The 20038-nt window shown below is 39.3% G+C and carries 20 protein-coding genes; 7 read left to right on the forward strand and 13 right to left on the reverse strand.

Annotation, left to right across the window (positions count from 1 at the left end):
* Positions 1 to 4 precede the first annotated feature (4 nt).
* Positions 5 to 811, reverse strand: a complete 807-nt coding sequence (thiM, locus tag NSQ84_RS17660) for a hydroxyethylthiazole kinase (protein WP_094244751.1) — start codon at positions 809 to 811, stop codon at positions 5 to 7.
* A gap of 421 nt (positions 812 to 1232) precedes the next feature.
* Here thiM and NSQ84_RS17665 point away from each other — a divergent pair, with 421 nt between their 5' ends.
* The 3 genes from NSQ84_RS17665 to NSQ84_RS17675 are packed head-to-tail and all read left to right on the forward strand — an operon-like array spanning position 1233 to position 3487.
* On the forward strand, positions 1233 to 2054 hold the full coding sequence (locus NSQ84_RS17665; protein ID WP_144597618.1) for a basic amino acid ABC transporter substrate-binding protein: 822 nt from the start codon (positions 1233 to 1235) through the stop codon (positions 2052 to 2054).
* Between the two features lie 57 nt (positions 2055 to 2111).
* Positions 2112 to 2768, forward strand: coding sequence for an amino acid ABC transporter permease (locus NSQ84_RS17670; RefSeq protein ID WP_063389085.1), 657 nt, complete (start codon positions 2112 to 2114; stop codon positions 2766 to 2768).
* On the forward strand, positions 2765 to 3487 hold the full coding sequence (locus NSQ84_RS17675) for an amino acid ABC transporter ATP-binding protein (RefSeq protein ID WP_063389086.1): 723 nt from the start codon (positions 2765 to 2767) through the stop codon (positions 3485 to 3487). The genes NSQ84_RS17670 and NSQ84_RS17675 overlap by 4 nt, the downstream gene beginning before the upstream one ends.
* 413 nt (positions 3488 to 3900) lie before the next feature.
* Here NSQ84_RS17675 and NSQ84_RS17680 read toward each other — a convergent pair whose 3' ends face one another.
* The gene (locus tag NSQ84_RS17680) at positions 3901 to 4200 is read right to left on the reverse strand and encodes a hypothetical protein (RefSeq protein ID WP_063389087.1); all 300 of its coding nucleotides are present in this window, start codon (positions 4198 to 4200) and stop codon (positions 3901 to 3903) included.
* Positions 4201 to 4382: 182 nt separating this feature from the next.
* Here NSQ84_RS17680 and NSQ84_RS17685 point away from each other — a divergent pair, with 182 nt between their 5' ends.
* Both NSQ84_RS17685 and NSQ84_RS17690 read left to right on the forward strand, forming a co-directional pair.
* On the forward strand, positions 4383 to 5168 hold the full coding sequence (locus NSQ84_RS17685) for an HAD family hydrolase (RefSeq protein ID WP_063389088.1): 786 nt from the start codon (positions 4383 to 4385) through the stop codon (positions 5166 to 5168).
* Between the two features lie 537 nt (positions 5169 to 5705).
* Positions 5706 to 6407, forward strand: a complete 702-nt coding sequence (locus NSQ84_RS17690; protein WP_242513748.1) for an HAD family hydrolase — start codon at positions 5706 to 5708, stop codon at positions 6405 to 6407.
* A gap of 85 nt (positions 6408 to 6492) precedes the next feature.
* Here the strand turns inward: NSQ84_RS17690 and NSQ84_RS17695 are convergent, their stop codons facing one another.
* Positions 6493 to 6828: a hypothetical protein gene (locus tag NSQ84_RS17695; RefSeq protein WP_130156401.1), complete on the reverse strand. Its 336-nt coding sequence runs from the start codon at positions 6826 to 6828 to the stop codon at positions 6493 to 6495.
* A 35-nt stretch (positions 6829 to 6863) separates the two neighbouring features.
* The gene (locus NSQ84_RS17700) at positions 6864 to 7289 is read right to left on the reverse strand and encodes an alpha/beta hydrolase (RefSeq protein WP_242513747.1); all 426 of its coding nucleotides are present in this window, start codon (positions 7287 to 7289) and stop codon (positions 6864 to 6866) included.
* A gap of 599 nt (positions 7290 to 7888) precedes the next feature.
* Between NSQ84_RS17700 and NSQ84_RS17705 the strand changes: the two genes are divergently transcribed.
* Both NSQ84_RS17705 and NSQ84_RS17710 read left to right on the forward strand, forming a co-directional pair.
* Entirely contained in the window at positions 7889 to 8416 is a 528-nt protein-coding gene (locus tag NSQ84_RS17705) for a YceI family protein (RefSeq protein WP_066251402.1), read from the forward strand.
* 188 nt (positions 8417 to 8604) lie between these two features.
* Positions 8605 to 9717, forward strand: coding sequence for a cobalamin-independent methionine synthase II family protein (locus NSQ84_RS17710; RefSeq protein ID WP_130156399.1), 1113 nt, complete (start codon positions 8605 to 8607; stop codon positions 9715 to 9717).
* 594 nt (positions 9718 to 10311) lie between these two features.
* Here NSQ84_RS17710 and NSQ84_RS17715 read toward each other — a convergent pair.
* The 9 genes from NSQ84_RS17715 to NSQ84_RS17755 form a co-directional block, all read right to left on the reverse strand.
* Entirely contained in the window at positions 10312 to 11004 is a 693-nt protein-coding gene (locus tag NSQ84_RS17715; protein ID WP_130156897.1) for an ABC transporter ATP-binding protein, read from the reverse strand.
* Positions 10997 to 11770 (reverse strand): ABC transporter ATP-binding protein, encoded by a 774-nt coding sequence (locus NSQ84_RS17720; RefSeq protein WP_063389094.1) that lies wholly within the window; start codon positions 11768 to 11770, stop codon positions 10997 to 10999. Before NSQ84_RS17720 ends, NSQ84_RS17715 begins: the two co-directional genes overlap by 8 nt.
* A 10-nt stretch (positions 11771 to 11780) precedes the next feature.
* Positions 11781 to 12779 (reverse strand): branched-chain amino acid ABC transporter permease, encoded by a 999-nt coding sequence (locus NSQ84_RS17725; RefSeq protein ID WP_327848486.1) that lies wholly within the window; start codon positions 12777 to 12779, stop codon positions 11781 to 11783.
* Positions 12776 to 13648, reverse strand: a complete 873-nt coding sequence (locus NSQ84_RS17730; RefSeq protein ID WP_327873546.1) for a branched-chain amino acid ABC transporter permease — start codon at positions 13646 to 13648, stop codon at positions 12776 to 12778. Before NSQ84_RS17730 ends, NSQ84_RS17725 begins: the two co-directional genes overlap by 4 nt.
* A 21-nt stretch (positions 13649 to 13669) precedes the next feature.
* Positions 13670 to 14878, reverse strand: a complete 1209-nt coding sequence (locus tag NSQ84_RS17735) for an ABC transporter substrate-binding protein (RefSeq protein ID WP_063389097.1) — start codon at positions 14876 to 14878, stop codon at positions 13670 to 13672.
* Between the two features lie 499 nt (positions 14879 to 15377).
* Positions 15378 to 16349 carry a sugar phosphate isomerase/epimerase gene (locus tag NSQ84_RS17740; RefSeq protein WP_327848485.1) on the reverse strand — a complete coding sequence of 324 codons (972 nt, stop codon included), beginning with the start codon at positions 16347 to 16349 and terminating at the stop codon, positions 15378 to 15380.
* Entirely contained in the window at positions 16346 to 17509 is a 1164-nt protein-coding gene (locus tag NSQ84_RS17745; RefSeq protein ID WP_327848484.1) for a Gfo/Idh/MocA family oxidoreductase, read from the reverse strand. The genes NSQ84_RS17740 and NSQ84_RS17745 overlap by 4 nt, the downstream gene beginning before the upstream one ends.
* Before the next feature lie 27 nt (positions 17510 to 17536).
* Positions 17537 to 18469 (reverse strand): ABC transporter permease, encoded by a 933-nt coding sequence (locus NSQ84_RS17750; RefSeq protein WP_242513772.1) that lies wholly within the window; start codon positions 18467 to 18469, stop codon positions 17537 to 17539.
* A gap of 52 nt (positions 18470 to 18521) precedes the next feature.
* Positions 18522 to 20021 carry a sugar ABC transporter ATP-binding protein gene (locus NSQ84_RS17755; protein WP_066251423.1) on the reverse strand — a complete coding sequence of 500 codons (1500 nt, stop codon included), beginning with the start codon at positions 20019 to 20021 and terminating at the stop codon, positions 18522 to 18524.
* Between the last annotated feature and the right edge of the window lie 17 nt (positions 20022 to 20038).

Below are 20038 nucleotides of genomic sequence, written 5' to 3' on the forward strand. Positions count from 1 at the left end.
TGCTTTATTTTTTTACAAAAGACCCTTTTTTCAGCAACTCGTCTCCCGTCACCTTTGCCAGCTGGTTCAATAATTCGATTTGAAAGCTTCCAGGACCTTTTTCTTCCGTTAAATCAAATGCGATTTCTGCAGCGACCCCATAAGTGACGAGGCTGGCTACTGAAGCAGCAAGAAAGTCCTTTTCAACGGCTGAAAAAGCACCGATAATGGAAGTCAATAAACAGCCTGTTCCGGTAACTTTTGTTAAAATTGGATGACCGTTTTGAATCAAATACGTTGTCTTCCCATCCGTTGCCACGTCTTCTTTTCCGGTAATGACTGCAACTGTATTCAGCTCTTCGGCCGCTTTTTTGGCCAGCGAAACAGGATCAGCAGCTGAATCCGCCGCATCCACCCCTTTCATTGCAAGCTTTTCACCTATCACATTGGCAATCTCAGGTGCATTCCCGCGAATAACTGAAATGCGAACCTCCTTTAATATTTCCCGAACAGCTTCCGTCCGATAAAAGGTGGCTCCCGCACCGACAGGATCTAAAATGACTGGAACCCCGTGTTCATTCGCTGATTTTCCTGCAATGATCATTGCTTCGATTACTTCAGGGGATAATGTGCCAATATTTAAAACGAGCGCGCCGGATATTTTCGCCATATCCGCAACCTCTTCCTTTGCATACGCCATAACCGGAGAAGCGCCGATCGCCAGCAAACCGTTTGCTGTAAAGTTGGTGACGACGACATTCGTAATGTTGTGGACGAGAGGATTTTGGGCGCGAACCTTTTCTAACGCCAAAATCAATTGTTCTTTATTCATTTTCTCACTCCTTCTAGAAAGCTAAAGCACCTTGTCCAAGCTGCAAAGTGCATCATGGATTAGAAATTATTCCAACAACTGCCGTAATTCCCCAACAAATTCGAACGATAAGACAGAAGAATTTGTATTTTCAGGTTGATGCCAAAAGTTCCGTACCTGCTTTTTTATGATAATTTCTGCCAATTATTATACTCTCTTTTTATTTACAATCCAAATTTTCGTCTTCTTCATGAAAAATTTGCTCTTTATCCGCCTGCAATTGTTCATTTTAACATGACACTTTTTATGATATAATTTCAAATAAAACAATAATTTCGAATCAATATGCATGTTATTGAAAGAATATACATCTTTCATTTATAATAGACCAGTGAATGTCGAAACGAATTTCATTCTTTGATTCATTTATAAGGAGGTACTTATGAAAAAATATTTTAGCAAAATAATTGCACTTGCTGTTTTTATAAGCCTAATGCTTATACTTTCAGCATGCGGTGCAGGAGGTTCTGAAGACGATAAAGGAGCAAGCAGTGAGAAGAAAGAAACGTTAAAGGTTGTTACAAACGCAGCATACGCTCCGTTTGAATATATCGACAAAGGTAAAGTTGTCGGCTTTGATATTGATTTCATAAACGCTGTGGCTAAAGAGGCCGGTTACAAAGTAGACATTAAACATACCGGATGGGATCCAATGTTTGCTGAAGTTCAAAGAAAACAAGCTGACTTGGCAGCTTCCTCTGTGTCCATTACTGAAGACAGAAAGCAAACATACGATTTTTCTGTTCCGTATTTTGAATCAACTCTTATGATTTTAGTTCCTGAAGACAGTGATATTCAAAATGCGCTTGATCTGAAAGGCAAAAAAGTTGCTGTCCAAAACGGAACAACCGGTCAGACAGCCGCTGAAAAAATACTTGCCGGCGATGGAACGGTTAAAAAATTTGAAGACAACGTCCTCGCGATCATGGAACTTCTGAACGGAGGCGCAGACGCAGTTGTGGCCGATAACGCGGTTGTCAATGAATATATTAAAAATAATCCGGACAAAAAATTGAAAGCAATTAAAGATCCGGAAAATTTCGATTCGGAGTTTTACGGTCTAATGTTCGCGAAAGGAAGCAAATTAAAACCAGAACTTGACAAAGCGATCAATACACTGTTTGAAAACGGAACGTACAGTGAGATTTATAAAAAATGGTTTGGTGTCGAACCAGATATCGATATATTAAAAAATCAGCAATAATTTTAAGCATTCCACAGGTATTTTGCTTGTCCGGAATGCACGCGGGGAGATATATGTATGAATTTTCGTTTTGATCTCATAGCTGAATATGCACCCTTTTTCTTCCAAGGAACGCTTGTAACAATTGGACTCTCTCTTGGTGCAATCGCCATCGGCACCATTTTGGGTCTTTTTATCGGCATCGGGAAAATTGCTCAAAATAAATTTATTCGCCTGCCCTTTTCATGGTACGTTACATTTTTCAGAGGCACGCCTCTTTTTGTCCAGATGCTGCTCGTTCATTTCGGGCTCGTACCTCTGCTAATCGGTGATACGAATGGAATTATAGCGGCAATTGTTGCACTTTCTTTAAACTCTGCCGCCTACATTGCAGAGATATTCCGTGCAGGTATTCAATCGATTGATAAAGGACAGATGGAAGCTGCAAGATCTCTCGGTATGAGCCATAAACAGGCGATGCGCTATGTCATTTTGCCGCAGGCGACGAAACGGATGATTCCGCCTCTTGGCAATGAATTCGTCATTTTAATAAAAGAGTCGTCAATCGCCGCCATCATTGCCACCCCTGAGCTGATGTATTGGGGACGGGCTATGCAGGGGCAATATTATATCGTTTGGGAGCCATACCTCACCGTTGCGCTCATCTATCTTGTTCTGACATTGTCCTTAAGCAAATTATTAAGCTTTGTTGAAAGGAGAACAACAACCGGATGATTCAAGTAAAACATTTAAAGAAAAGCTTTGGGAATCTTGAAGTGTTAAAAGACATCAGTGTAGACATTAAAGAAAAAGAAGTTGTATGCGTCATTGGTCCATCCGGTTCAGGCAAAAGCACGTTTCTTCGCTGTTTAAACAAGCTTGAGGACATTACGGCAGGACAGGTTATCGTGAACGGTCAAGATATTACAAATCCAAACTTGGACATTAATAAAGTTCGCCAAGAGGTTGGAATGGTGTTTCAGCAGTTTAACCTATTTCCGCATAAAACAGTGTTGGAAAATATTACACTTGCTCCGATAAAAGTAAAAGGAGTCTCGGAACAGGAAGCAAACGAAAAAGCTTTGCAGCTGCTGAAAAAAGTGGGATTAAGCGAAAAAGCTTCAAGCTATCCAAGCGAATTATCAGGGGGCCAAAAACAGCGCGTTGCCATTGCCCGCGCTCTTGCAATGAATCCTAAAATCATGCTTTTCGATGAACCTACATCCGCCCTCGATCCAGAAATGGTCGGTGAAGTGTTAACAGTTATGAAAGAATTAGCGGCGGAAGGAATGACAATGGTCGTCGTGACGCATGAAATCGGATTTGCCAAAGAAGTGAGCGATCGCGTGATTTTCATGGACGGCGGATATATTGTAGAGGAAAACACACCTAGCGAGCTTTTTAACAATCCTAAACACGAACGAACAAAAGCTTTTTTAAGCAAAGTGCTGTGAACAAGGCAAGTATCCAGCATACGGGTTGACTTAAACTCCTTTTCAATCAAATCTCATACGAATTCATTTCGGACAAGCCGAAAAGCTTGTCCTTTATCTTTTTCTCAATGGAGCTTCTCCCCTCTTACGCACTACGCACTCGTTCTTCATATATTATTTGCCATCAGCATCCAGAAGTGTTCGGACGGTAAGCCTTTCGTATATTTCCCAGCCTGAAGTTCCTGCTTGAAAGTACTATTTGAATTGTCGTAGCATCGCGGCTTGTACCAAAGTTGTTCAGTTTTTGAAGACTGACATTTCTCATCTTGGATTAGAAAGCAGAAGGCACAGATGCCGATAACACATCCAATTTTTTAGGTCAGTAACTTTTTTTCAAAAAAACAGGGTCTAAGGCCCTGTAAGCAAAAAAAACATTAAATTTCATATTTAAACTCACGGTATGCATCGATCAAGAGGAAAATTGCCGTTATGATATGCATCACCATTCCAACAATCGGAATCCATGCAATGCAGGAAGTAATAATTCCTAAAATGCTGCCATGCTTGTTTTTATTTGTTATAATGGCAAAAATCAACGTCACAAGGTGCAGCACAAACATAAACGCCAAAGGCGTCCATAGGAAAGATAATATAATCGTTCCACCTATAACTGGAATTCCGAAAAATGCTTCAAGACCCCCGCTTACCCATTTTAAAATGTTGACTACTGACATATAAATCCACCTCTGTATCCGTTTTTTCAATATACGAATTTGCGAATTGAAATGTTTCAAATATTCTTCAGCCCGGCACAAAAACTATTTTTACAAGACAATTCATCTTGTTAGAGTTTTCACAATTTTTATTTTATGATAAAATCTTACAACAAAATAAATTTTAACGGGAGTTTATGGAGATGACATATAAACTTTTATTTTTGGACATAGACGGAACAATCTTGACACCGGATGATCAAATTCAAGAATCTACGAAAAGAGCCGTAGCTGAAGTTCAGAAACAAGGTGTAGAAGTCTTTCTGGCAACAGGGAGACCTTTGCATGAAATTTCGCATATCGGCAAAGAGCTGAACGTTCAATCGTTTATTGGCTATAACGGCGCATTTACGGTTTATAGGGGCCGCGAGATTTTAAAAGAGCCGATGAATCCAGATCTTGTTCAAAACTTTGTGCATACCGCCAAACACCATGGACATGAGCTCGTCATGTATACAAGAGAAAAAAATGTCCTTAGCTCGTTTGATTCCCCTGCTATGAAAGATTTCATTCAAAAATTTCATTTACAAAAAAATGAGTTGTTTTCGTATGATATCATCGATCAAGTTTTAGGAATGACGATATTAAATTTAGCTGATCGCGATGTTTCTCTTTATGAAAAAGACGATCTTATATACTTATCCCAAGTGAATATCGAAGGCCTGGCCCAATGCTACGATGTCATTAGGGAAAAGGTCAATAAGGGCAAAGCTGTCAAAGCAATATTAAATTATCTTGGCGTGCCAAAAGAAAGCGCCATTGCCTTTGGCGATGCCATGAATGATAAAGAGATGCTCTCAATAGTCGGCGAAGGTTTTGCAATGGGGAACGCAGATCCAAACCTTTTGCCATATGCGAAGCACCAAACAACAGACGTAACAAATTCCGGTGTCTATCACGGTTTGAAAAAGCTTGGTCTCGTTGAATAAGTAAGAAGACTGTGTAAATTGCCAAATAGACAGTTGTAAAAAAAGATTATGCAAAACTGTGTTTCGGTATTCAGCTGGAGCACAATGCAAAAATTGTTCATGATGTTGTTTTACAGTGAGAAAAATACAACATTTCTATTTTAAGGTAAAAAAGGACTCGATGCAGCGTGATCCAGGCAGCTGTCTTTGCCAGAACGGCTGCCATGTGACCGAGTCCTTCTATTCTGCTTAGACGAATACCAGAAAAGAGAAAACTGGTCTCCCCTCATCTTCAAGACCGGAGTGAGACATCTTTGTTCACATTGGAGAGAAAAAACGGGCGATGAAGGTTTTGCGGCAGGGAGAGGACCGAATTTATTTGACGAAATAAACTGAAAGGTCAGGAAATGTGCTCCTAATTATGAGCTCGAACCGATACAATATATATTCCTTTATCCGCATAAAAAGAAACTATTAGACTATTATTGAAATCATGAGCAATCGATTGGTGCTCAGAATTGCTGGAACATATTGAGTGAACTTTTTTGCATATAGTTTATGAAGGTGTATTTATTTTATCTTCATGAGTGGAAAGGAGAAAAGGCTTTGATAAAAGCAATTATTTTTGATTTCGACGGTTTAATTATAGACACAGAGACTCCCTGGTTTGAGGCTTATAAAGAAACTTTAGGTTATTATAATGTTGATTTGCCCCTTGAACATTATGTAAAAAGCGTTGGATCAGATAATACTGTACTTTACGAGTTTTTCAAACAACAATTGGGAGAAAGCTGTAATATTGAGGAAATTGATGCCAAAGCAGAAAGCATTTATAAAGAAAAGATGAAAGCACCTCAGGCACGTGAAGGTGTAAAGGATTATTTGCAAGAAGCAAACGATTTAGGATATAAAATTGCTATTGCTTCAAGCTCCACAAGGGAGTGGGTAACTCATTATTTAGATGAACTTGGGGTGTTAAACTATTTTAATACTATTATCACGCAGGATGATGTTGAGAAGGTAAAACCGGCACCTGATTTGTATTTAAAAGCAGTTGATGCCTTAAACATCAGCTCAAACGAAGCATTAGCATTTGAAGATTCTTTAAATGGGCTCCAAGCAGCTCTAGCTGCTGGACTGAAATGCGTAATTGTGCCAAATCCAGTAACGGAGTCTTTACCTTTCGAAAATTATGATTTGCGACTTCAATCCATGGCAGAAAAAAGTTTAAGTGATGTCATAAAACTTATTGAACAATAAAGAATTAAAGTCTCGTATTAATGCTAAGGCTTTATCAAATAATATTTGATAATCTCGCTAGATAAAGAACCCCCAAGGAGGCCCTTTATCTAGCTGCTTCCTCAATGAACACCACCTGCAAATGTTTCCGTGAAATCATTACGTGTGCACTCATTTCTTTATAACGAGTCCAATGAAGATAATGATTTCCTTCTAAAGTAACTATTTTACTTGAAAAACTGCGGCTTAATTGCGTTTGATAAAACGTTACATTGGATTTACCATCTTCGTTCACTCGATCTTCTTTCGTAGTAAAAATCAAGACAGGCATATCAGGCAGGAAAGTTAAATCGACTGTTTGCTCAATATTATTTTTTATTTCATTTGCTTCTTCAACTACATTTTTGTTGTATCCTTTCCAAGCAGAAATGGCTTTGGTCATTGTTAAATTCTCTTCGGAATAAGTACCTTTTTCAGCTACAGGAAGGAAATATCAGGAATGATATATAATGCCAATTGTGCAATTCCAGTTGGTGAAGCATACCTCATATATTCGGACATTGTTGGAGCTGACTCGCCAAAATACTCTAAAGCCTGTGGCAAGGTGAAATCAATCCCTATAACTGCTTTCACTTCATCTGGATATGCATTAGCATAATACATGCTGTATATGCCAGAAATAGAGTGCGGCATCAATATGTATGGACCTTCTATATTTGATTTTTTTAGAGCGGTTCTAATTTCCTCCACTATATTTTCCACTGATCGTTCCTTATTCGTTACGTCGCTCCAACCATATCCAAAGCTCTCTACTACGACCACTTTATGATTCTTTGCCAATTCATTTGCTAAGGGTTCGAAATCTAACACGGGAGCTGCTGTGCCTAAACCGTTTAATAACACAATCGTGTTTTCTCCATCACCTTTTGTATAAACGTGTATATTCTTTCCATCTACATCATAATTGTCCTAATGGTGGATATTTTCTTTGCTCATACACTGTTATGATGTGATGGAAAACGACCCAAATCAGAGCCGCTGTAATCATAAACAAAAAAATATTTTTTGGAATTATCCAAAATCAAGATTTCTTTTTACTGTTCATTCTTTCACTTCTCTCTATAAAAACATTCTATTGATCGGCAATGCCAACGCCATTCGAACCATCTCTCCCGCCCTGATTCCTTTGCAATAGGCCAATTGCTTGCAGAGGTTAAACAATAGCCAATGTTAAAAATGAAAAACGCGAATTTTCTAAAGGGTGCTTTTCTTCAATAAGGAAGCAGAGCCTTTTTCTTAATAATGACGAAATGCTTGCTCTTTTCGTTTCAAAAAAATCCCCTCTAAGTATATGGGCCTTGTCCACTGTCTACTTAAAGAAGATCTTATCAAAATTGGTTCTTTTTTCTTTTACCTTGTCAAAAAATATTTAAATAAAAATATTTGAATTCGAGATATTTTTCGGTTATGATAATATCAAAACAAAAGGAGGAAAATAACAAATGGCAAATTTTCAATTAGATAAGGTGCACAGCTCTATTTCTTTCCAAGTAAAACACTTAATGGTTTCCAAGGCAAAGGGAGAATTCACTCAATTTGATGTAGAAGTTGACGGCGATGTTGATCAGCTCGAATCTGCAAAAGTAAAAGTAACAATTCAAGCTTCTTCTATTGACACAAAAAATGAAGACAGAGACAACCATCTTCGTTCCGGGGATTTTTTTGATGTCGAAAACTATCCGGTCATCACGTTTGTCAGCGAATCTATTAAAAAGGTTTCCGACGATGACTATGAAGTAACAGGAAAATTGACAATTAGAAATGTTACTAGAACCGAAACATTCAAAGTAGAATTCAACGGTCAATCGAAAAACCCGTTGGACGGAAGCATTGTCGCAGGATTTGATGTAGAAGGAAAAATCAATCGGGAAGATTATGGTTTAACATGGAACGCTGCTCTTGAAACAGGAGGATTCCTCATCGGCAAAGATGTAAAATTATTCGGCAGCTTCGAATTTGTCATTAGCTAATCTTTCGCAGGCTAGTGATTTGCCCTTGGCCGCACATGGCGGCTGAGGGCTTTTATTTTGAGAAAATTTAGCAAAAAATGTCATTCATACCTCTCTAATGAAAAATCCCCCTGCTTATAAAGTTTACTTTTCTTTTATTTTTTGTTATTATTCATAATATTTCAACCGGAGAAGGAGGAAAACAGCATATGTCCCATCAATCATTGCAACGCCACTTGCCGCCTTACCGAGCAGATCATGTAGGCAGTCTGTTAAGAACAGACCGAATTAAACAAGCCCGATTGAAAAAAGCAAATGGGGAAATAACAGCTGAGCAATTAAGAGAGGTGGAAAACGAAGAAATCACACGCATCGTCGAAAAACAAAAGGAAATTGGCCTCAAAGCGGTGACAGACGGCGAATTCCGAAGAGCTTGGTGGCACTTTGACTTCCTTGAAAATTTAGTAGGTGTGGAAGGATACGACACAGAGACCGGAATCCAATTCCATCAAAAACAAACAAAATCTCATTCTATTAAAGTTGTTGACAAACTAGATTTCAACGGCCATCCGATGCTTGAAGATTTTAAGTTTCTAAACAGCATCGCTTCCGGCCATACAGCCAAAATGACTATCCCTAGCCCGAGCATGCTTCATTTTAGAGGGACGATTGAAAAAAGCGCTTATGAAGATCAAGACGAGTTTTTCCACGATTTAGCCCAAACGTATAAAAAAGCGATTCAAGCATTTTACGATGCCGGTTGCCGTTATTTGCAGCTGGATGATACATCATGGGCATATCTTTGTTCAGAAGAGCAAAAGGAGCAAATGCGGGCCCGCGGCTTAAATCCGGATACGTTAGGACAATTGTATGCGAAAACAATTAATGAAGCTGTTGCCAATCGTCCTGATGATATGAGAATTACGATGCACATATGCCGAGGCAATTTCCGTTCCACTTGGATTTCATCCGGCGGCTATGAGCCAGTGGCGGAAATATTGTTTGAAGGCGTAAATGTGGACGGCTTCTTTTTGGAATATGACAGCGAAAGAGCCGGCGGCTTTGAACCCCTTCGCTTCGTAAACCGATCAAATTTATCCATCGTTCTCGGCTTGATCACGTCAAAATTTGGAGAATTAGAAAATAAGGATGAAATTAAACGGCGCATTGATGAAGCATCCCGATTTGTTGATCTCAATCAGCTTTGCTTAAGCCCTCAGTGCGGTTTTGCATCAACTGAGGAAGGAAACCTGCTCACAGAGGACGAGCAATGGGCAAAACTTCACCATGTCGTAGAAATTGCCGAAGAGGTTTGGAAATAATCGTTTACTAAAGAAATACTTACATAAGTGTGTAATGTTAAGAGCCCGTTGAGCGTGAATTTCGTGCAATGAACTGTCAATTAAGCGAGGCTTGCGGACAGAATGTGGCGGAATTTCGATAAAGGGCAGCAGCTTGCTTTACCTATATGGATTGGTTTCATCGTTCATTCCGAAGCAATCGCAGCATGTAAGAGTTCCAAATTGAACCTTTTTCTGCTTTGCGAAAGCTCTATTCGGGTTATGCATAAAGAATCAATATTTCTAGAAATGATACGCCAGGAAACCGTAAATTGCAGCAGCTCTGTTTTTCTTTTGGAAAATTTGATTGCGAATCGCTGACATTTATTTTTGCAAAATAAGGTGCTGCCCGCTCATCAGATTATTTAGGAAAATCACCGTAATGACCTGTTTCTTCCGTTCTATTATTCTGGAAAATATGTAAAAAGGGGGTGTTTAATAAGTCGTTTTTACGGCTTATTGACGCCCCCATTAATGTTTTAGAAACGTTGTGATTTTTGTTTTCAATGGCGATTTGACTTTCTAAGAGCCCCTTTTTCTTTTTGACAGTATCATCATCAGATGTTTCTGAACAAATTACGAACTTAACAGCAAATATTTATGCTTTACAGCAGAGCTTAATTCGTCGGGAGAGCCTTCAAACACGATCGAGCCTTTGTTTAAAATATATATGCGGTCTGCAAGCTCAAGCGCCATCGATAAATTTTGTTCAACTAAAAGCATTGTAAGACCTTGCTTCTTTAATTCACGAATAATTCGTTTCACTTCCTGAACCATCAATGGGGACAATCCTTCTGACGGCTCGTCAAGCAGCAGTAATTTAGGATTCGTTAGCAAAGCGCGTCCAATTGAGAGCATTTGCTGCTCTCCCCCGCTCAAAGCCCCTCCCATCGATGCTTCTCTTTCTTTCAGCCTTGGAAACGTGTCATAAATTTGTTCTAATGTCCAGCCATTTTCGGCAGGCCTATAAGTGGTCATTAAATTCTCCTTTACAGTCAAATTCGGAAATATTCTTCTCCCTTGCGGAACAAGAGCAACGCCTAATTTCGAAACCTGGAAGCTCGTCTTTGATTGAATTTCCTGTTCTTCAAGCACAATTTTTCCTTTTTTTGATTGAATGATTCCCATAATAGAATGAATCGTTGTTGTTTTCCCCATTCCGTTTCTTCCCAGCAGGACGGTTACCTTGCCTTGTTCAACCGTTAACGAAACATTATGGAGGACGTGGCTGTCGCCGTAAAATGTATTTAAATCTGAAACTTTAAGCATGTGCTGCCGCTTCCTCCTTTCCAATATATATTTCGTTCACCCTCCTGTCGTTTCTCACTTCATTTGGATCGCCGTCAATGAGAATCCCTCCGTCATATAAAACGACCATTCTATCCGCCAGTCCAAATACGACCTCCAAATCATGCTCAATAATTAAAACGGTCAAGTCCTTCGGCAAATTGTGCAGCAAATCGACAATATAATCCGTTTCCGCCTGCGACATGCCGGCAGTCGGCTCATCTAATAATAAAACTTGCGGATTGATCGCAATGCCTAGCAAAATTTCGATTTGCCGCTGTTCGCCGTATGACAGCTTTTTCACTATTTCATTTGCACGCTTTTCCAATCCCCAAGTTTTGATCAATTGGTTTGCTTCCTCGAAAAGCTTCGGGTATTTTTTTTCGTTTCTCTTTTTAAACCACACGTTTTGCAAATGATGTTTCCGCTGTAAAACTAATAATAAATTGTCAAGCACCGTCAGTTCATTCAACAAATTGTTTCGTTGAAAGGTGCGGACGATTCCGGCGTTTGTCCGTTTAAAGTTGGAAACATTCGTTATATTTTCTCCTTTATAATAAATAGACCCGCTGCTCGGCTTCAGGTCGCCGGTTAAAATGTTGAAAAAGGTCGTTTTCCCGGCTCCATTCGGACCGATAATGCCTATCCGCTCACCTTTTTTCACTTCCAATGAAACATCCTTAAGAATTTCAAGACCGCCAAAATGCATGCCGACGCGATCAATCTTCAAGATTACAGGATTCTCCATGCCCCATCCCTCAATTCTTCACATCATTGTTATACAACGCATTGGATTTTTTTCCGGAAATAGCTGACAGCTTGTTGGATTTTGAAAATGACTGCAAGAGCAATTTTCCAAGCCCGACAATTCCTTTTGGGAAAAATACGACAAACAAGATAAAGATAATCCCGATAATCATCATCCACATGGTCGTATAAGAGCTGACAATCGTTTCTAAAATGACGATAAAAGCTGCGCCCAAAACGGGCCCGATCATTGTTCCAGAACCGCCGATAAGAACCATAATTAAAACAGAGCCAGACATCGTCCAATATACATCGCTAGGCGAAATGAAGCTGTTAAAGCTTGTATATAACGATCCTGCTACTCCGCCGAGCCCGCCAGCTATAACAAATGCGGCAAGCTTATATAGTGTTGTATGATAGCCCATCGATTTCAATCTTGTTTCGTTTTCGCGAATCCCTATTAATACTTGCCCAAAAGGGGAGTGTACGATGAGGCTTAAACCGCCATAGATCAATATAAACAAAAGCAATATCAAATAATAAAAGTAAACCGGGTTTGAAAAATCAAGTGATCCAATTAAAGGGCTTGGAATGCCTGATAATCCGTTTGAACCGCCCGTGATAGTCGTTGACTGGTGGACAAATGAATAAATCATTTGCGAAAAAGCCAATGTTAACATAAGAAAATAAAAGCCGCTCACCTTTACGCAAAAAATTCCGATGATGGCGGATGCAATGATTGCAGCCGCAAGCGAGGCGAAAAGAGTAAGGAAAAAGTTTGGAGATATCTCCCTTGCAAGAATGGCGGACATATAAGCCCCGACTCCAAAAAACGCCGCGTGGCCAAGCGAAACCAGCCCGGTATATCCGACCAAAATATTTAAACTAAGAGCGAAAATAGCTAAAATTAAAATTTCAGTTACCAAATTTAAATAAAACAAAGAAAAGATAAAGGGGGAAAAGATGAGCAACATAACTGCGGCAATAAGAACGAAACCTTTTTTGTTCAATGCTTAACCACCTGCCTTCCGAGCAATCCGTTCGGTTTGACGATTAAGACGACCGCCATTAATCCGAAAACAACGAACAAGCTTAACTCAGGAACTAAAAATCGGCAAAAAGTCTCAACAATCCCAATCGTTAAGCTGGCCACAAACGTTCCAGCGATCGACCCTAAGCCCCCTATAACGAGAACAACTAATGCCAAAATAAGCGTTTGGAATTCCATGCTTGGATAAAGCCCGAGGATCGGCGCAGCAATGACTCCGCCAAAACCTGCTAAATATCCCCCTATGAAAAACACGACGGTAAAAACTAGTTGAATATTTACACCTAAAGCACATATCATCTCTTTATCGCTCAGTCCAGCGCGAATGATCGCCCCCCAGCGCGTTTTTTCTTGAATGAACCACAACAGCCCCGCTAAAATTAAACCTATTGCAATTACAGCTAAACGATAGACAGGAAAGGCTTGATTAAATAAGGTTACCGTACCTGATAAACTTTGAGGCAAAGGGATCGATAAAACATCCGATCCCCATATCGCCGCTGTCATATCATGAATGACATACGCAAGCCCAAATGTTAACAATACTTGTGACAGGTGCCCTAGCTGATAAGTCGGCCGCAATAAGATCATTTCAATAATGAGAGAGCAAACAGCTACTGCTAAAGGTGCAATGATTAAGGCAAGCCCAAAATTTTGTCCAGAATGGACGGTAATCGAATATGAGACATAAGCTCCTATCATATACAACGATCCATGCGCCAAGTTCAATACTCCTAAAATGCCAAAGACGAGCGACAATCCGCATGTAATGACGAAGAGCAAAAGCCCGTATGAAATGCTGTTTACTAGCTGCGCCCCGATAATATCCATGATTATCACCTCTTTTTTTATCTATTTTCCTGGATCTCTCACCTCTTCAATAATTTCGATCACTTCGTTTTCCGTCTGTCCATTCACAAGCTTGGTTTCAATGATATACATGTTTTGAATAACGTGGTGGGTCTCCTTGTCAAACTTAATCGGGCCTCTCGGGCTTATGAATTCAACATTAGAAATCGCTTCTACCACTTTATCTGGATCTGAGGCGTCGCCGTCAAGCGTTGTCAGCGCTTCTGCGATAATTTTGGCAGCATCATAACCTTCCAATGCTTCAATGGTCGGGCGTTCATTATATTTCTTTTCAAAAGCCTCTTTAAACTGTCTATTTTCTTCTGTTTTTATACTATAATCCCAGAAAATAGAGGAAATTGTTCCAACTCCTGCGTTTCCTTGTGATTTCCGCACGTCCTCTGAAACAAGCCAGCCGGAACCAATTAATTTCTTATCTTCTTTTAACCCGAATTGATCGTATTGCTGAACAAATCTCACCGCATCACTTCCTGCGAAAAATGCATATACTGCTTCAGCCTTTGCATTTTTAATCGTGGTCAAATAAGAGGAATAATCATTGTTTCCGAGAGGCGGGTAAACTTCACCGACAATTTTTCCTCCTGCGGCAGTATAAGCTTCTTTAAACGCTTCAGATACTTCCCGTCCAAACGCATAATCTGCTGCTGCAATGTACATTGTCTTTCCTACGTTATGAAACGCCCATTCTCCTAATGAATTGCCAATCTGCCACGAGGAAAAAGAAGAACGCCAAATATAGTCACTTCGTTTGCTTCTCGTTAAATCATTTCCTCCCGCATGCGAAACAAGGAACGGAATTTTTTTCTTATCCACTTCATCGCGAATGGCATAGGCTACCGCCGTGCTTACCGTTCCTGTTAAAATGTCCACTTTATCTTGATCAATCAATTTTCTCGCTTTCCTTAATGCTACTTGCGGATCAGCTTCACTGTCTTCTTTAATAATTTCGATTTTTTTGGAGCCAATTTTCCAATCAATGCTGTCAAAATACAGCTCCATACCTTTGTGCAAATGCTTTCCAAGTGAAGCATAAACCCCCGAATCTGGAAGCAGCACACCAATTTTTATTGTTCCTCCGCTTTTGCTCCCGCCTTCTTCTTTTTTCGATGTTGACTGAATCGCGCTGTTGCCACAAGCCGATAAAACGGCTAAGAAAACAACTAGCATAATCAAAAATAACTTCTTTTTCATCAAAATCCCCCCGTACTTGTCAAGTAAAACGCTTTCAAAATTCGCCTCCCCTTTTTTTAAAACGCTTTCATTTTCCTGGGTATCTTTTCTCCTCCCTTTTCCTCCGGAACTAATATTTCAAATATTATAATATATCTGAATTTTTAAAATTTCAATATTTTTTATTCATTTCGTCAAAAAAACATATAGTTAATGAAATCTATGATCGTCGCAGAAAACGCTGGAAATTCTTGTTTTTCTCATCATTCAATCTTCATTTTTTCTTTAATAACGAAAATTTTATTATTTATTTTTTTTACACTCGTCACACAAACAAATGGCTTAATGAATAAATTTTATTCGTAATTGTTTAAGAAAGACAGATGAATATCCTAAGCTTTTATTTGCAGAGGACTTTCCGCAAAAAAAATTCGCATTAAAAGTGATGCCCATCGTAACCCAAATAAAAAAACCTAGGGACTCTTAAAATTCCCTAGGGATTGCCTTTACAATGTGACTGTTATGCCCACCACATTTCAGCAACTTCTTCTTTAAAAAGAATTTGCTTTAATAAGCTTACTGCCTTTCCTAATCCTTCATCAATGGATGCCAGCATATCCTCATGTTCAATTGAAAGAACATAATCATATCCGGCAGCACGCAAGGCACTTACAATATCCTTCCACTCTTTTTCACCTTGGCCATAGCCAACCGACCGAAATGTCCATGATCGGTCCAAAATTTTACTGTAATGCTTTGTATCTAAAACGCCATTCACTTGTATATTTGCTTGATCCAAATAAGTATCTTTAGCGTGTACATGAAATATGGCATTTTCACGTCCTAATTTTTTTATTGCTTCAACAGGATCAATGCCTTGCCAAATGAGATGGCTTGGATCAAAATTCGCTCCAATACTTGGCCCTACATTTTCTCTTAACTTTAATAAAGTTTCAGGATTGTAAACAATAAAACCTGGGTGCATTTCAAAAGCAATTTTATTTACACCATGCAATTTGGCAAATTTTGCTTCCTCCCGCCAATACGGTATTGTCACTTCATTCCATTGCCATTCCAGTAATTCCATATATTCCGGAGGCCAGGAACAAGTAACCCAATTAGGATATTTCGCATTTGGATGATCGCCTGGACATCCGGAAAACCCATTCACAACTGATACTTCCAAACGTTCTGCTAACAGCACTGTTTTTCTCCATACATCATGGGATTCAGCCGCAAACTTCTTGTCCGGGTGAAGCGGGTTGCCATGAAAGCTTAGACCGCTTATCGTCAGCCCTCTGCTTTCGATGGCCCGCTGAAATTCTTTTAGTTTCATGCTGTTTTCAAGCAATTCATCCGGATTGCAATGTTTATTGCCCGGATAATTGCCAGTCCCCAATTCTATCGCCTCTATCCCCATTTCTCGCACTTTATCAAGCATTTCCTCGAACGGCAGGTCTTGGTAAAGTACGGTAAAAACGCCTAATTTCATTTCAATACCTCCCCTGTCTCAACCTTGACCCATCTTTTCTCTTCGTGGCTTTTTAATATAGCCTCAATCAGCTTCATAATGTAGTGTCCGTCTTCAAAAGTGGCAAAGGACGAAGAGGCTGGATTCGGATGTGCTTTTACTGCTTTATAAAAATCAATGAATAAGTTTTTTAAACCATCTGGCCATCCTTCTGGATGACCGCCAGGGTAATGCGCCAGCGAAGAAGAAAAGTCAGATAGCAAGGAAGGATCCCGTACTAGCTCCATATTCGCCTGATCACGGCGTCCAATCCATATTTTGTTTGGCTCTTCCTGATTCCAATAAATAGTATTCTTTTGCGCGGCAATTTCAAACGTAAAGAAATTTTTCCTTCCAGCACTTACTTGCGAAATGGTGAATACCCCATGTGCTCCATTTTCAAAATGAACCAGCACACTGCCGCAATCTTCGCTATTAATCTCTATTTCTTCGAAAGAATCTTGACCTCCACTTTTAAAGGTTTCGATTTCTCCAACCGGTCTTTTCCTTACAGGATAAACCGTTTTTAAATCAGCAAATACCTCGACAATCTTTTGATTGAGAACATATTGAATAGTATCACACCAATGGGAACCGATGTCAGCAATCGCACGTGATCTGCCGTTTTTTTCCTCATTTAAACGCCAGTTGTAATCAGTATCATACAGGAGCCAATCTTGAAGATACGTTCCATACACTAAATGTGCCGGACCGTATTCATCGCTGGTCATCAGCTCTTTCACTTGGGCAACCAGCGGATAATGACGGTAGTTGAAGCATACTCCTGCGACGACCTTTTTTGTTTCGGCTAACCTTACTAATTCACTCGATTCTTCACTCGTCATTGCTAACGGCTTTTCTGACAGTAAATGCTTGCCGGCAGCTAAAACTTTTTTATTGATATAATAATGCAAATAATTAGGAGTACAATTATGAACGACATCTATTTCTTGATCATTTATTAAATCATCTTCATTTCCATAATACCTCGGGATCCCAAATTGTTCGGCTGCTTTTTTTGCCTTCTCTAATGTTCTGGCACTAATTGCAGCCACTTCAACACCATTTAATCTTCTCAGTGCTTCTATGTGCGACTTGGCAGAAAACCCTGTCCCGATTACGCCTACTTTGATAACTGACATAAACAATGCTCCTTTTCTTTTGGATGATTATTTTTTTAATGTTTTCCTTCCGAACGCCACGGCCAAAATGATGATCAACCCTTTAATAATCATCTGCTGGCTTACATCAAGCCCCATGATGATTAATCCATTGTTTATTGTTCCAATCATGATAGAACCAAAAACGGTGCCAATAACGGTTCCGACTCCCCCGAATAGGCTTGTTCCGCCAAGAATTACAGCAGCAATAACGGATAGTTCGTCGCCTTCACCAAATGTAAACCTCCCGGAATGCATCCGGCCGGCATATAATAAGCCAGCAAATCCTGCCATTAAACCGGAAACTAGAAACACAATAAATTTAATTCGATTCGTTTTGATTCCTGTATATTTGGCAGCAATTTCATTTCCCCCGGTTGCTAGTGTCTGCCTGCCAAACGCGGTTTTTTTCAATAAAATATGGCCGATAACTGTAATCACAACTGTCCAAATCAATAAAATAGGAATCGGTCCGATATCTCCTGAACCAAATAAATAATTAAACGTAGAATGGACAATCGGCACTGGTGCAGTATTTGTTATCCACATCGCCAAGCCTTTTACCGCTTCCATCATCCCAAGCGTAACTAAAAATGAGGGGATGGCGATCTTCGTAACTAGAAAACCGTTTACTAATCCAACTAACAAACCGGTTCCTAATCCAGCTGCCAGACCCCCGATCAAGCCGAAGCCAGCTTGCAGCGCTAATGCTGCTGTTAAAGAGGATAACGCCGTAATAGATCCGACAGAAAGATCAATTTCGCCCGTGCTAATTACAAAAGTCATCGCAACTCCCATAATCGAAATCATCGCCGTTTGGCGGGCGATATTCAATAAGTTTGATGTTGATAGAAAACCATCGTCATATAACGTAACGGAAAAATAGATTAACACTCCAATAAAAGCTATATATACAATATAATTGCGCCAATCAAATGCCATTGATCGTTTCGAAGGACTTAGGTTATTTTGCAACTGATCTTGCTCATTAAATTTAATGTCCTTGGATAGCATGCTGGAGAACCTCCTCTGAATGAATTTCCTTTCTTTTTAGTTCTTTCACATTTCTTCCTTCATGTATTACTAGAATTCGATCACTTACCGCTAACAGCTCCTGCAGCTCAGAAGAAATGACGATGATTGATTTCCCGCTGTCAGCTAATTCACGAATAATATCTATGATTTCGGTTTTTGCGCCAATATCTACACCGATCGTAGGCTCATCTAAAATTAATATTTCAGGGTCATTAGCAAGCCATTTCGCTAATACAATTTTCTGCTGGTTGCCCCCAGACAACAGCTTTGCTGTTTTAAAAATATGATCTGTTTTAATATTTAGTCTTTTTACAAATTTTTCCGTTATCATATTAGCCTTGCGATGGTCGATGAAAATTCCTTTTTTTAATTTTGATAGAATCGGTAAAATCGTATTTTCTTTCACACTATAATCTAGAATTAACCCCTGCAGCCTCCGGTCCTCTGGAATAAGTGCTATGCCGGCATTAACCGCATCTGATGGACTTTTGATTGTATGCTTCTTGCCTTTTATATAAATTTCACCTTTATTTATTGGGTCAATGCCAAAAATGGCACGCGCTAATTCAGATCTTCCGCTCCCCATTAATCCAGCAATTCCTAAAATCTCTCCTGAGTAGAGCTGAAAGCTGATATCTTTTACTTTGGAGTTGGAAGTTAAATTTTTGACTTCTAAGACTGGAGTTCCCTCTGTCGAATAATATCTTTCTTTCCATTCAAACGATTTATCTAAATCATCCCCTACAATATGCTGAATGACAGTTTCCATATCGATTTGATTACATTGTTCAGTTGCAACTTTTTTTCCATCACGTAAAATGGTAATTTTATCGCATATTCTAAAAATCTCGTCCATACGGTGTGAGATATATATGATAGAAATACCTTTCTTTTTTAACTTATTGATGATTTTAAATAAAACATCTGTTTCTTTTTCCGTTAAGGATGATGTAGGTTCATCCATAATTAATATTTTTGTCTCATGCGACAAAGCTTTTGCTATTTCAGTCATTTGCCAGTACCCAACACCAAGATCTCCGACGATATCCTTTGGATTGATGTCAATTTCCATTTCCTTGAGTATTTCTCTTGTTCTGGCTATACTCTTTTTATCATTAAGTATCCCGATTGCATTTTTTGGCTCTCGAGCTAAAAAAATATTCTCAGCGACAGTCAGTGAAGGGATTAAGCTAAATTCTTGAAAAATCATGGAAATATAATTGTTTTTCGCATCGTTCGCATCCTTAATCGTTACTTTGTTTCCTTCAATATATATTTCACCTTCATCAGCTTGATAGACGCCTGTTAATATTTTCATTAATGTGGATTTGCCGGCGCCATTTCCCCCCATTAATGCATGAACTTCACCTTTGTTTAAAGTAAAATCAACCGAGTCTAAAACTTTGATGCCGTTAAAATATTTTGAAATTCCTTTCATTGATAATAAAGGTTTGTCCATTTTGATCACCTTCTTTT

It is taken from the genome of Aeribacillus sp. FSL K6-3256, from assembly GCF_037965805.1.
In the GTDB taxonomy this organism is placed as follows: Bacteria; Bacillota; Bacilli; order Bacillales; family Aeribacillaceae; genus Aeribacillus; species Aeribacillus composti.

What these genes read in the sequence shown, in the direction of transcription:
- thiM (WP_094244751.1), bottom strand. Translation starts at nt 811, where the DNA reads ATGAATAAAGAACAATTGATTTTGGCGTTAGAAAAGGTTCGCGCCCAA.
- NSQ84_RS17665 (WP_144597618.1), top strand. Translation starts at nt 1,233, where the DNA reads ATGAAAAAATATTTTAGCAAAATAATTGCACTTGCTGTTTTTATAAGC.
- NSQ84_RS17670 (WP_063389085.1), top strand. Translation starts at nt 2,112, where the DNA reads ATGAATTTTCGTTTTGATCTCATAGCTGAATATGCACCCTTTTTCTTC.
- NSQ84_RS17675 (WP_063389086.1), top strand. Translation starts at nt 2,765, where the DNA reads ATGATTCAAGTAAAACATTTAAAGAAAAGCTTTGGGAATCTTGAAGTG.
- NSQ84_RS17680 (WP_063389087.1), bottom strand. Translation starts at nt 4,200, where the DNA reads ATGTCAGTAGTCAACATTTTAAAATGGGTAAGCGGGGGTCTTGAAGCA.
- NSQ84_RS17685 (WP_063389088.1), top strand. Translation starts at nt 4,383, where the DNA reads ATGACATATAAACTTTTATTTTTGGACATAGACGGAACAATCTTGACA.
- NSQ84_RS17690 (WP_242513748.1), top strand. Translation starts at nt 5,706, where the DNA reads ATGAAGGTGTATTTATTTTATCTTCATGAGTGGAAAGGAGAAAAGGCT.
- NSQ84_RS17695 (WP_130156401.1), bottom strand. Translation starts at nt 6,828, where the DNA reads ATGACCAAAGCCATTTCTGCTTGGAAAGGATACAACAAAAATGTAGTT.
- NSQ84_RS17705 (WP_066251402.1), top strand. Translation starts at nt 7,889, where the DNA reads ATGGCAAATTTTCAATTAGATAAGGTGCACAGCTCTATTTCTTTCCAA.
- NSQ84_RS17710 (WP_130156399.1), top strand. Translation starts at nt 8,605, where the DNA reads ATGTCCCATCAATCATTGCAACGCCACTTGCCGCCTTACCGAGCAGAT.
- NSQ84_RS17715 (WP_130156897.1), bottom strand. Translation starts at nt 11,004, where the DNA reads ATGCTTAAAGTTTCAGATTTAAATACATTTTACGGCGACAGCCACGTC.
- NSQ84_RS17720 (WP_063389094.1), bottom strand. Translation starts at nt 11,770, where the DNA reads ATGGAGAATCCTGTAATCTTGAAGATTGATCGCGTCGGCATGCATTTT.
- NSQ84_RS17730 (WP_327873546.1), bottom strand. Translation starts at nt 13,648, where the DNA reads ATGGATATTATCGGGGCGCAGCTAGTAAACAGCATTTCATACGGGCTT.
- NSQ84_RS17735 (WP_063389097.1), bottom strand. Translation starts at nt 14,878, where the DNA reads ATGAAAAAGAAGTTATTTTTGATTATGCTAGTTGTTTTCTTAGCCGTT.
- NSQ84_RS17740 (WP_327848485.1), bottom strand. Translation starts at nt 16,349, where the DNA reads ATGAAATTAGGCGTTTTTACCGTACTTTACCAAGACCTGCCGTTCGAG.
- NSQ84_RS17745 (WP_327848484.1), bottom strand. Translation starts at nt 17,509, where the DNA reads ATGTCAGTTATCAAAGTAGGCGTAATCGGGACAGGGTTTTCTGCCAAG.
- NSQ84_RS17750 (WP_242513772.1), bottom strand. Translation starts at nt 18,469, where the DNA reads ATGGCATTTGATTGGCGCAATTATATTGTATATATAGCTTTTATTGGA.
- NSQ84_RS17755 (WP_066251423.1), bottom strand. Translation starts at nt 20,021, where the DNA reads ATGGACAAACCTTTATTATCAATGAAAGGAATTTCAAAATATTTTAAC.